Consider the following 12,193-nt stretch of genomic DNA (forward strand, 5'->3'; position numbering starts at 1 on the left):
CGCCGAAATGGCGCTCCTCAGCATGTATGCCGCCTTTTTGCAGAATTCAGTCGCACGCCACCAGCAGGCATGGTGGATGAAGCAAACATCCGACTGCTTAATCCATCAATTGATGAACCGCGGGCACTCAAACTAACGAAACTGCTGTCTTTTCATCGGGCTAGCGTGGTCTACCAGCTGCTTTGCCGAGGCCCTACGACGAACCCACTGGTGCAGAATACACACTGACGGCCCGTCGACCTGGATGTTCGCTGCGTTGAGGAGGAATCCGGTATTGCCCCTGTGCCTGCCGATGATCCGTCGCCTGAAATCCCCGCACCTGTTTGGAGCCATCGACCGCCTGCCGGCACTCGGCAGACCAGTTGGCAATAAGACGTTCGAGGTCGTCAATCCGTCGACCGGCGAAGTTTTGGCAGAGCTTCCCGATATGGGCGTGGAGGAGACACGTGCTGCGGTAGACAAGGCCTATGTTGCGCAGTCGGGATGGGCCGCGTTGACGGCCCGAGAACGTAGCGACGTTCTTTGGCGATGGCATCAGCTGATCATCGACCATGCAGGCGATCTCGCCGCGATTCTGACTGCGGAAATGGGCAAGCCGCTTGCCGAAGCCATTTCAGAGGTATCGCATGCGGCGGCGTATCTGCAATGGTATGCCGAAGAGGCCAATCGCGTCTATGGGGAGACGATCTCGGCACCCTCGACAGACCGCCGAATGCTAGTGATCAAGCAGCCCATCGGCGTTGTTGGCACGATCACGCCATGGAATTTCCCGGCCTCCATGGTGGCGCGCAAAATCTCGCCGGCCTTGGCTGCGGGCTGCACAATCGTGCTCAAGCCCGCTGAACAGACGCCGCTTGTGGCTGGCGCAATGTTCGCCCTCGCCCATCAGGCCGGCTTTCCCGATGGCGTGGTCAACCTGATCTATGCGTCCGAAGGTGATCGCGTGGGCCGTGAACTCTGCACCAATTCCAAGATTCGAAAGATCAGCTTCACCGGTTCGACGGAGGTCGGACGGCTGCTGATGCGTCAGTGCTCTGACCAGATCAAGAAGGTCAGCCTTGAACTCGGCGGCAATGCACCTTTCATCATCTTCGATGATGCCGACATTGACGGTGCTGTTGACGGTGCGGTCCAGGCGAAGTTCCGCAATGCCGGCCAGACCTGCGTTTCCGCGAACCGCATTTACGTCCAATCGAGCGTTCACGATGAGTTCGTCAAGAAATTCGTGGAAAGAATCCGGCACTTGTCGGTTGGCGACGGATTCGATGCCGGAGTGGACATCGGACCGCTCATCGACAAGCATGCTCTGGCCAAGATCGAGTCTCACATCGCAGATGCCATTGCGAAAGGCGGCACAATACGATGCGGGGGCCAGCGTATCGGCAAGAATGGCACGTTTTTCGAACCCACGGTCCTCACCGAGATTTCCAGCGTCATGGCAGTCGCGCAAGAGGAGACATTCGGGCCGCTCGCGCCGATCATTCGCTTCAACGATGCGGATCAGGTCGTGCGCGAGGCCAATGACACGATCTACGGCCTCGCCGCATACTTCTATGCCTCAAACCTGAAGCGGGTCTGGCGTGTGGCAGAGGCTCTGGAATATGGCATGGTTGGCATCAACACGGGACGCATGTCCTCGGAGGCGGCACCGTTTGGCGGGATCAAACAATCCGGCATCGGGCGGGAGGGTTCCCGTCATGGCCTCGAGGACTATCTGGAAATGAAATATCTTTGCATGGGCGGGATTTGAAACCTGCTGCACTGTCTCTCCGCCCCACCGGGGGGCGGCCTGCGGTCAATGCCGCCACCTAATTGGAAGTTCCAAACGCCGTTGACCTGAAACACGGATGCCCGGCAGGAGACTGAGCTCGCTGCCGGGCCGGACATGCCTTGGGAGGGCATAAATCAGCGCTCCTAGGGCCGATGGGCCACTCAGTTCGTGCGCCTTTTGCCGATTGCGTTGCATGTGCCGTGCCAAGCCAAAAAGCATTGATAAACCGCCGATGGATCAGCTTTTGCCCTGTTGCGCATTCTACATTGTGGGATATGCGACAATGCCCAAGCGGTTGAATCGTCGTGTTGCAGAACCCCAGACGGGTCATGACTGCTATTCTTAGGACAGTGCGCAGCAAGCCGCTACTCGCTGCACTCCAGGCACACCATTTCCATAATCAAGCGGTGGGTGCTATGTCTGACCGAGCTGTCGACCAGGGAACGGTGTGAGGCCTCAAATCCCTCCATATTGTTGCACCCGCCGGTCCAACAGGACTGCAGGTCCGGACTCAAAGGATCTTGGCTGCTATGGCGACATTGCGGTGCACGCCGCTTTCCGACCAATGATGTGCGTCCAGGTCGAGGCCGGCCCTAATGAACCACCGCCTTGGCACCCTCGCCCATCTCATTTTCGGCATCGACAAGCTAGACCAGAGCGCACTTGCAAGGCGCCATGCAGTCCTGTCGGCGGGCGAACTGTTGGTGACGGGTACAGCTGCGAGCGAACGTTCATCCACCGACGCACAGCGCGGACTGTCGCTTTTCAAATTAGGAAATCTCTGTAGCCACCATTCATGAGCGCGCGGCCACGCGAGACGGCCCGACGGATGCGGTCGCGCAGATGATCGCGAGGATCCGCCCAGTCGGCATGGACGCGCCGTTGACCGATGAGAACTTCGGCGAGCTCGCGATGAGGTGCTCCGGCGAGCGAACCGTCGAGCGCACGAAGAACGAAGGACAAACGAACGCCGCGCTTTTCCGGCGCAAACAAGCGGGGGGGCAACTGTTGCCCTAGACTGAGAGCATTGAGGCACTCCAGTCCCCTCAGTCGATGCTTTAAAAGCACCGCGGGCCAGATGGCTTGCGTATGCAGGCAAACAGGGTGGAGGATATTCGCGCCCGAGACGGCGAGCTGCAGCGCGTGGTCCGCATTGCGAAGAAGAACATGCTGGCTCTTGTCGGGCGCCAGCAGGACGATTGCACGACAGGGCAATGCCGAGAGTTCGAACGGCGGTGTCGGCGACGAGGCAGGCAACCGTTCCGCAATGACCGGCAGCACATGGACGCACCAGAGCGGACACCAGAATACGACCGAAGCGCGGCCACAAGACTCCGCGAAACAGAACACCCCAGCGTGACAGGTCGCCGGCCGACGCGACCATATCGAGAAAGGATTGGAGAGACCAAGTCTTGCAATGCTGGCGCGCAGCGGTCAGATCGCGCTGGAACGCTGGATTGCGGCGTAAGAACTCCCAAGCCCACTCCCGCAGCGTCAGGCCAGCGGTGTAGTCGTATGATCTTTCATCCCGCCAATCGGCCTGATCCGCGCCAGTCAGGAGATTCATGACTGACATCCCCTGCCCGCGCCTGCGTGCGTCGAAACATTATGCCACTTCGCAAAGCATCGGCGTAGGCAGCAGACGTCGAAGACCCCGTTTCGTTGAAGCGTCAGCCATCGCCACTGTCGGCGACAGAAGATGTGCCCAAATTGCCACCAGACCGTCGAACTGGCACAGCGACGGCCAGCGCGACCTGGAATTGATCCCGTAACAGTCATCGGCTCCTGCGTCGCGATCCAGACGTCCCTTGAAGGCGCAGTAGCGCGGCAGTGGATCGCACGCTGCTTGTCGGCAAGTTGTCGTAGCGGCGGCGCCATAGGCACGGTCATCGGAGGGTCTCCTGCGGCAAGCTTTCGCCATTGGAGGCCAATCTCCCCGCTAGGGCAGCCTGTGCAGTTGCACAGGTGAAGCGGATCAATCAGGGGGAGCCATGGCGGAAACTGGATGATGGCGGCTTGAGGAGAGCGGCGTATCGAGGCGGGTGATGAAGCCTGCCAGTACCTCTCAAGGAGAGTGATACGCCATGAACGAGACTATCAACACATTGTTCGCCTTCGTCAGCCCGACGAAATCGATGATACCCTGACGGATGTACTTCGCAGCGGCGCGCGCAAATTGCTTGCGCATGCGATCGAGATGGAGGCCGAGGCGTATGCCAAGGCGGTCGACTGCCTGACGAAAGATCATATTGCGTCGCTGGCGCTCTACGATTTCCCCGCCCAACACTGGGATCATCTGCGAACGTCCAATCCCATCGAAAGCGTCTTTGCAACCGTTCGCTATCGCACGGTGCGTACCAAGGGCTCGCTATCCTCGAAAACCGCCCAGCTGATGGTCTTCAAGCTGTTGGCCGCGGCCAGGAAGTGGCGACGATTGAAAGGACAAAATCAGTTGCCGAAACTCATCGCAGGTGCCAGGTTCCTGGACGGAATCCAGGTCATCGAAACGAAGCCGCAGAGCGCCGCTTGATCAGCCTCGTCACCCAAATTCCAGCATAGCTCCATCGGAACTGCCAGCCTTCCTTGCCGATCAGGCGCATATCAGCGCTGACGATACCGAGGACGGCGATGGCGGTCACCTCCAGGCCGCCGAGTAACGACCCTCAAAACACCGCACTGGTCGAGGCCAGCCTGAACCGGTATCTTGTGCCTGCCCTCGGGAGTCGCTCTATCCACCATGTGATCGACACCGACATTGCTAACGTCACCAAGAAGATCGTCGCCGGGGGTCACCCGCAAGCGGCTAACACGGCCTTCTGGTGTATGCGGGCATTTTTCAACTGGTGTCGCAAACCGCCGCAACGGCTCATCCGCGGTTTCCCCGCGAGGGATTGGAAAATCCGGATCCGGCCCCGATCGTCAAGCGCAAGCGAGTGGTGAACGATGCCGAACTGGCGGCTATATGAACGGGCTGTGAGCCCGAACCGGGCGATATCGGCTATTCGTTCGGCTCCATCGTCAAGCTGCTCATTCTGACCGGACAGAGGCGTACGGAAGTTGCCGCGATGCGTTGGTCCTCAACCTTGAAGCCGGAACATGGAACTATCGGGTGACCGCACGAAGAACGAAGAGCCTACGCTTATTCCGCTGCCCACACTGGCGGTGTCGGTCCCCCAGACGGTACCGAAGACCAATGACACGTTTTTTTCCCTGCGAGGGGCAACGAAAGAAGCCACTTCTCAGGCTACGCGAAGGGCAAGAAGGCTCTAGACGGCAAGGTCAATACTGACGGGGTGGCTTTGGAGAACTGGACCCTTCACGATCTGCGCAGGACGCTCGCGACAAATCTCGGCAGGCGGCAGGTATTGCCACACGTCATCGAGCACATACTGAATCACAAGGCGGCGTCCTTGACAGACATTGGCGAAATCTACAATCTCTATAGCAAAGTCAAGGAGAAGCGCGAGGTGTTGCAGATGTGGTCAAATCACATCGAATGGCTGATCAAGCAGGCTGCGGATGACGCTCTGGCGGCGTAGCTGCTGGCATGGGCGGAAGATGCGGCGCAACAATCGTCAGAGCCTCATCGAATTGGAGATCATGCTTGACCAGCAAATGCGCGGCCAATGCTTCGATGGCCGACCAGTGATCGAGTACTAGCCGGGCCGTGCAATCTTCGATCCGCCCCCAATCGGGGCGGCGCGGCATCAGGAACCGCAACTCACCATAGATTCGCTTGGCATCCGCGTAGTCGCAGCTCCCCTCATTCCCATCGGACGCATTCATCGCCATATCGCGCGGGTCCAGATAGCCTTCGAATGCGGAGTCTGCAAAAGGACCTGCCAGACACGCAACTATCTCCCGGATCGCATCATCGCGTTCCAAACATCGATCCATATCGTCCTCGAAAATCGGCTTTCGCTTCGAGGTGAATCCTTGCGCTGAATAAAAACCCGCGCCTTCGACAACACCACCGCACTCTCCGTCACCGGCGTCGGGGTAAATACTAACACTTGAGAAAGCAGGGAGTTCACGGTCGTCGTCGAACGTCTGACGGTGCAAAACGATGGCGGCCACCGCGTGCCCGGCTTCGTGATGCGCCACAAGCGGCAGATATTGGGAGGCTACATTCATGCGGTGCGGCTCTCAGGTCTAGTTTGCTTTTGCGCATAGGACCGCAATTGTCGTGCCAACTGGGAAAATCGTTTCGGGCAATGCGATCGCTCCGATAGCGTTGCGTCTCCTGTCTGACATTGTTGGGAAGTCGACACGCGCCCGTCGCAATGCGGTCGACCTTCCGCGCGAGTTGGGTGACCCGTGAAGGCGGCCGACCAGGACGATGTTGCGCTGATCGGCGACGAAGGCGCGGCCGGGCGAGATCGCGCATCAGGGGGTGACCGGCGTGTCGGCGAAGTCGAAGTCGTCGATGTCCTTGGCCAGCGGCAACTTGGCGACAGCGAACTGGTATTTGATGGAGCGGGCCTGCTTCTCCGATATCTCGGCCTGCAAGAGATCACCGACAATCCTGGGCGGCTCGTGCCGTCGCTTGATGGCGACGCGCCCATGATCTCGTCATAGGCTCTGCGCATTCCGTAGAGCTTCAGCGCTCCCATCAGTTCCAGTACCTCGGTGCGTTCCATGGCTGTTTGTCCTCCTGAGACTGTCATAGCGGGTGCAGTCGGCGACACTCGTGAGCTAGCTTCAGCGCTTGGGGAATGGAAAGGATCGTGCCCGGCGCCGGATCGCGGCTGCGGGCCAGGATGTTGAGGATCACCGGCGCCGACGATGCACCGTGCTCGATGGCTTCCTGACAGGCGGCCTCGACCGCGCTCAATCCGTCGGTCAGCACCCAGGTGAGGATCAACACCATCTGCCGGTCGACGTCATCAACCGCCTTGAGCTGCGCCGCACCTTCTCCATTGCCGACCGCACGACCCAGCTAAGGAACGGCGCGCGCCGTGTGCCAGGGATCGTAGACGACCTCGTTGCGGCCAAAGGAGCGAACGTGTTCTCCCACGACCACGCCATCCTCTGGCGGATGCGATCCGATCGACATAAGCATGGATCTCGACGGGCCGACCGACGGCACTCGACAGCACCGAGTATTTGTTGTTGTCGAAGCGCACCGTGCAGGTCTTCGACACCGACGGGGGAATGCAGTGGAAGCCGTCGAAGCGACCGGCAGCCGCTCCCGCTGCGGCTTGGCCGCATTCGCCGACAGCAGCCGGTCCCGCGTCTCACGCCGAGCTCCCATGCGGGGATAGGGCTGGTGCTTGCGCTCGTAGCGGAACTCCGTCTGCTCAGAACGCAGGACCTTGCGCACCACCTTGCGCGAGATCTTCAGCTCACGGCAGATCGCCTTGATCGACTTCCCCTGGACCAGCGACAGCCGACGTATCTTTGCAATCGTCTCTAAAACCAACATCCAAAACACAAATGCCTCCGATCAAGCCGGAGGCATCTTGATGACCCCATCGTTAAAGGGTCCCGTTTGGACGAAAATCACCCTTTAAACAGGGTCCCCATTCCACGAAAAATCAATGCACTACCTTCCAAAGCTGCGAGAGATCGCCACCGACCGCTTTGAAGGGGCTTTCGGCGGTCTCGTCAGCGAGGTTGTGGCATGAAGAAACATCAATCCACAGCATTGGGCCGAAGCATGCCACGGGCTCATGCCGCGGGAGAGCGGGAAGATATTCTTGAAAGAAGCGGTCTCCGACATCAATACCGACAGGATGGGCAGCTTTCTCACATCACTTGAGGTCGAGCGTGGCAGTTGCGACCCGCAATGCAAGGCTGGCGGCGATGGATGCCTTTGCGCGGTTCCTGATTTCGGAGCACCCCGAATATTAGGATACGCTGCAACTGGTGGTGACACTTCCCTTCAAGAGGGCGCGTGGGTGGCACCTGTCGAATATCTCGATGAGCCCGGAAATCAAGAGCGTCCTGGCGCGTATCGTCCGCCGCACGCCTTCTGGACAGCGGGATTACGCTCTGTTTTCGCTGATGTTCAATACGGATGCACGAGTTCAGGGATCCTGAATCTTCGATTGTGACCTTCGTCTGGTATCGCCCTGTCCCGCCGAGCAAAGCAACGACCGCCCCACACTGCTCACCCGGTTCGGTGTTCCATACTTGCTGCGCACACATGGCTGCGGGCGAAGGAACCACCATGGCGGAAAAAAGCATCCATCATCGCCCTTTGCGGGACACGACGGCCATCCACCTCGTCAAGGCGGGTGTTGACATCGCCACCATCAGTCGATGGCCAGGCCACTCGGGCTGAACTAACGATGCGCTACGCCCAGGCCGGTATCGATATGAAGCGGCAAGCGCTCGAACAAGGCTTCCCCGACGTGATGTCATCGGCAAAAGATCAGACGATCATCGCTTTGATGGCTGGATGTTTGGCTGGCTGCACCGCTTGTAGACGCTCAGTTATGTGGAGTTGTATCGCGGGAAGTCGCGCGTCTTGGGCTTTTGCGGTGTCAGCTCCACATCTCTCCGCAGTGCACGTTGTCACTGTTGAAGAGCCGTTTGTTCAATCTTCGTCCTGGCACGGCAAGGGTTGTCGATATTGTGGGCGTCTTGCGCTTGCCGAGCTTGTCCGAAATCCAGCGCCGGATCAGGCGTGAACACTGTTGCGTAGTTCGTCAGCCAGAGCGCGGAGAACGTCGGCGCTTCCTTCCAGCGCCGTAAAAGCGTAGGGATTGAGGAACTGTCGGCCCCAGAACAGATTGCGATCTGTGCCGGATAGCGTAGCTTCCTCGCTGACACGCGGCCAATTCTCCGCAATGCATCGGAGCTGGCCTTCAACAATCGCAAGAGCTTCCGGCGCGCTGAGCAGGAAGTGATGCGCCGCTTCAAGGCAGGACGCTATCCGGCTCATGCGGTTATTGCCGCTGATGAGCATGGCCTGGCTGGCCTCCTGGCCACTGCGGGCCTGCGGACAAATATCGTACGCAGGCGTGAGGGTGAGCTTAGCGCCGTCCCAGAATGCCGCATGGTTGCGGGCATGATCGTCGGTGTTGCCGCAAAGTATGTTGAAGACAATGCGGCTGAACAACTCGCGCAGAGTTTCCGACGGCGCGGTGAATCGGTGGCGAATGATCTCCGCCAAATCCTGGTAGCTGGCGTAACGCGCCATCATCTCATCGAGCGCGAGCATCGTCAGCGCTGAGACCATGGATTTGCGTTGCCAGCCGCCCGTGACCTTGATCCGGTCGAATCGCTCGACGAGCAACACGTCGTTGCCTGCGGCGCGAACGAGCGAGACGGATGCCGCTCTGATGCCGCACAAGGCGGCAAGCCGCATGGCTATGAATTCTCCTTTGACGACGCTGTAAAGGTCGGCAGACGAGGAAAATTTCGCGACATGCTTGACGGCGTCACCCTCGATCAGCGCCTTTGGCCTTGCGCCGCCGATCGAGCTGCCGTGATGCAGCGCCTGATCTAATTCGGGGGTGAGCGGAATACCTTTCTCTACCCGCTCCGCCGATTGGACAAGCTCTTCGAGAGTGGCATTGGCCAGTGCGCGCGGCTCGTAATGCATTGGCGAAAACTGAAAATCGAGCGCGCCGATGCGGTCCGAGCCTGATTCCAGCAAGAACGTCAGTTCTGAAATATCGAGCCGCGCGATTTCATCGCCCTTCACACCGAATTTGCGGTTTAGGATAACCCGTCGTCCCCAGGCATCAGGGGCAGCATCGCGGATGCATCCCGGCATGGTTAGGCCAGGAAGCAAAGGCAATTCGCCTGCCTTCAGGGGCAGTTCCGGGAGATAAAGCGGGATCGCGCTTCCCAGTTCACGAAAGCTCCTGCCATAGTTGAAGCTGACGAGTCCGTCATGGGCATATAGCCGCCCGGCGACAACCGGCGCGGTCTCGCCCGGCAGCCAGACCCAGACATAGGCTTCGTCGTACTTGGGGACCTTAGAACTCATCGACGATCTGCTTGCCGGCCTTGTAGACGTGCTTCGGCAGCAGCGCGATGCGATCGTCCATGCGGCCTGTGAGGGCTGTGATGCCATTGCCGTCGGCATCGAACAGCTTCACACCGACAATGGCAGCAGCTTCGAACATCAGTCCGATTTCGACTTTGGGATCGCCCTTCTCGATGCGCTGCAGGGTGCTGCGTGAAACACCGATTCTCTCGGCTAACTCCTGTGCGGTTAACCGGTGCTGCATCCGGCCAAGCCGGATGGTCTTACCGAAAAGGCCAAGCGCTTCCATCGCGTAGCGCGAATAGGTGCGTTTATACGTTGCCTTCATTCGGGTCTCTGTGACCTATGCATGATCCATATCGCCTTCTTTCGAACTTTATATAGGTAATGTCACAGAGCGACTGCCAAAGTCAAGACTCCGTATCGCAAGCGTTACCCATCCGAACGAGGAAGGCGGATATTGCCGACGGCTCCTGCACAACCGGCCAGCTCTGCGCGTCTCGGGCGAGGCGGAGATCTGGCGCTGGATCGCGGACAGCCTTGAGACGCCTCGCATGAGTCATTCATGGGCGGTCCCTGGTGCGGGGCCGCGGCGCTCGACTGCTGGCCGACATTCTCGGCGGCGGGACCCGCATCCGGCTACACCAGCACTTTTCGACCGCATACGCGCCCAGCTTCTCTCCGAAATCATTGCCAATGAGCGCGAACCTCATGCGATCGCCGAGCTGGCCTGGCGGCGCGGAATCTACGCACGCATCCGTATTCGAGACCGCCCAAGGGAGGCTGACTAGCGTAACGCCCTCCGATCTAAGCGCCTTCCACAAAGCCGCTTTCGCACGCGACGGGCTGCATGTGGCGGTCGTAGGCGACATAGATGCCAAGCCCTGAGAGTAAGGCTCTACCAGCTGTTCGGCGATTTGCCTCAGAAACTGGCGCTTGCCGGCGCGAACCAGTGGTATCGCGAGGGCGAGCACGCCGAGCGCTTTTCCTCCGCCCTCCACTGACCACAGACCCGCACGCAACGAAGCCGCGCTCGATCTTATCGTGGCGTGGCTAGGTGCAATGTTTGCTCTCGCCATCAGGCCGGCTTTCCCGATGGCGTGGTCAACCTGATCTATGCGTCCGAAGGTGATCGCGTGGGCCGTGAACTCTGCACCAATTCCAAAGATCAGCTTTACCGGTTCGAACGAGGTCGGACGGCTGCTGATGCGTCAGTGCTCTGACCAGATCAAGAAGGTCAGCCTTGAAACCGGCGGCAATGCACCTTTCATCATCTTCGATGATGCCGACATTGACGGTGCTGTTGACGGTGCGGTCCAGGCGAAGTTCCGCAATGCCGGCCAGACCTGCGTTTCCGCGAACCGCATTTACGTCCAATCGAGCGTTCACGATGAGTCCGCCGAGAAATTGTGGAGAAGGTCCGGCACTTATCAGTGGTCCGACGTCTACTCCCGGAGCGAAGCCGTCGCCAACCCAAGATCGAGTCCCACATCGCAGATGATAATTCGATGCGGGGCCGAACGATAAATATGCATGCTTTGGCCACCCCGAGGCAGGGCTCATTGAGATGATCCGACCGCCTTGGAACAAAGATGGGGTAGAGCAGATGAAGCGTTGGCAGCGTGTCTCCATTCGACGCGAGCGCTTAGGATGGGATCACGATCATTCGCATCACGCGCAGCCGCAAGGGCGATGCCATGGCTACTTTGGAATCGTTGAAGTGGTTTGAGCCGGACAGTCACAAATACACCCGTTACGCCGCGGCTCAGGAAACGGGGCGGCGTCCGGCGGTGGAGGTGCTCGCTGACTTAAAAAGGGTGCGGGCAGTCGTTGCGCTTGAGAGCGACGACATTTGGGATCCGGCACGGGGTGACCTGCTGCCAATCGGCAGTTAACAGGGTCCGACAAAAGTGTGCACAACATGCTGCTGAAGTGGCCTCCGGAAGCGCTACCGGAAGTTACGCGTCTTGAACTTGATAGGGTCGATATGGTCATACTGCATCGACGATGTCGCGCCCCTTCGGCATGCCGCGCGGATCGATGCCCGATCCGCCGTGATGAGCCTCGTCCCTCGGCCGTGCGGCAACGGAAACGGCGTCTTGCGGTTTCCCACGCTGGCCAGCCCGGCCGACAGATCGGTCAGCTCGTGGGCGACGAGGTGCACCACCTCCTCTTCCGTCGGATGCGTCCGCGGACGCCGAGCATGGCCGAAGCAAGAAGCACGCGCCGGAATTTCTCGAGAGATCTTGACCCAGACGACGACGTTTGCCGCACCCGTCTCATCCTCCAGAGGAACATGAAGCCTTTGGCCGAGCCCGGCCGCTGCCGGACCAGCACCAGGCCGGCGGCCTCGAGCCAGCTTCTGCCTCGCGCCTGCATAGCATCCTGACAGGTCACGGTGCGGCGCCGGTTAGGCGGCACGCCGATTTTGGCAACGCTAGCCTGTGAACTGAAGAATGAAGGTCGGACTTGCGGCACAT

General features: G+C 59.5%; 7 protein-coding genes and 4 pseudogenes. 4 read left to right on the forward strand and 7 right to left on the reverse strand.

Features of this window, described 5'->3' with window-relative positions:
* The first annotated feature begins 274 nt into the window (after positions 1 to 274).
* Positions 275 to 1,750, forward strand: a complete 1,476-nt coding sequence (locus EN804_RS28735; RefSeq protein WP_095486045.1) for an NAD-dependent succinate-semialdehyde dehydrogenase — start codon at positions 275 to 277, stop codon at positions 1,748 to 1,750.
* Between the two features lie 786 nt (positions 1,751 to 2,536).
* Here EN804_RS28735 and EN804_RS28740 read toward each other — a convergent pair.
* Positions 2,537 to 3,052, reverse strand: coding sequence for a DUF2285 domain-containing protein (locus EN804_RS28740; protein WP_224570032.1), 516 nt, complete (start codon positions 3,050 to 3,052; stop codon positions 2,537 to 2,539).
* A gap of 793 nt (positions 3,053 to 3,845) precedes the next feature.
* On the opposite strand from EN804_RS28740, the gene EN804_RS28745 reads away from it, so the two are divergent.
* Positions 3,846 to 4,301, forward strand: a complete 456-nt coding sequence (locus EN804_RS28745; protein ID WP_256748481.1) for a transposase — start codon at positions 3,846 to 3,848, stop codon at positions 4,299 to 4,301.
* Positions 4,302 to 5,275: 974 nt separating this feature from the next.
* On the opposite strand, the gene EN804_RS28755 is transcribed toward EN804_RS28745, so the two are convergent.
* The 3 genes and pseudogenes from EN804_RS28755 to EN804_RS38235 all read right to left on the reverse strand — a co-directional run.
* Positions 5,276 to 5,905: a hypothetical protein gene (locus EN804_RS28755; RefSeq protein WP_126080679.1), complete on the reverse strand. Its 630-nt coding sequence runs from the start codon at positions 5,903 to 5,905 to the stop codon at positions 5,276 to 5,278.
* Between the two features lie 192 nt (positions 5,906 to 6,097).
* Positions 6,098 to 6,411, reverse strand: a pseudogene (locus EN804_RS38230) (ATP-binding protein); the annotation flags it as partial.
* A gap of 10 nt (positions 6,412 to 6,421) precedes the next feature.
* A pseudogene (locus EN804_RS38235) lies at positions 6,422 to 6,954 on the reverse strand (IS21 family transposase); the annotation flags it as partial.
* Positions 6,955 to 7,470: 516 nt separating this feature from the next.
* Between EN804_RS38235 and EN804_RS28770 the strand changes: the two are divergent.
* Complete coding sequence (locus EN804_RS28770) at positions 7,471 to 7,827, forward strand: hypothetical protein (RefSeq protein ID WP_126080678.1); 357 nt, start codon at positions 7,471 to 7,473, stop codon at positions 7,825 to 7,827.
* A 569-nt stretch (positions 7,828 to 8,396) separates the two neighbouring features.
* Here EN804_RS28770 and EN804_RS28775 read toward each other — a convergent pair.
* Together EN804_RS28775 and EN804_RS28780 are read right to left on the reverse strand one after the other, a co-directional pair.
* Positions 8,397 to 9,713 (reverse strand): HipA domain-containing protein, encoded by a 1,317-nt coding sequence (locus EN804_RS28775; RefSeq protein ID WP_063169281.1) that lies wholly within the window; start codon positions 9,711 to 9,713, stop codon positions 8,397 to 8,399.
* On the reverse strand, positions 9,703 to 10,041 hold the full coding sequence (locus tag EN804_RS28780) for a helix-turn-helix transcriptional regulator (protein WP_063169282.1): 339 nt from the start codon (positions 10,039 to 10,041) through the stop codon (positions 9,703 to 9,705). Before EN804_RS28780 ends, EN804_RS28775 begins: the two co-directional genes overlap by 11 nt.
* A 611-nt stretch (positions 10,042 to 10,652) precedes the next feature.
* Between EN804_RS28780 and EN804_RS37415 the strand changes: the two are divergent.
* Positions 10,653 to 11,149, forward strand: a pseudogene (locus EN804_RS37415) (aldehyde dehydrogenase family protein); the annotation flags it as partial.
* A gap of 512 nt (positions 11,150 to 11,661) precedes the next feature.
* Here EN804_RS37415 and EN804_RS28795 read toward each other — a convergent pair.
* Positions 11,662 to 12,122, reverse strand: a pseudogene (locus EN804_RS28795) (OB-fold nucleic acid binding domain-containing protein); the annotation flags it as partial.
* Between the last annotated feature and the right edge of the window lie 71 nt (positions 12,123 to 12,193).

This window comes from Mesorhizobium sp. M8A.F.Ca.ET.161.01.1.1 (genome assembly GCF_004792105.1).
Classification (GTDB): Bacteria; Pseudomonadota; Alphaproteobacteria; order Rhizobiales; family Rhizobiaceae; genus Mesorhizobium.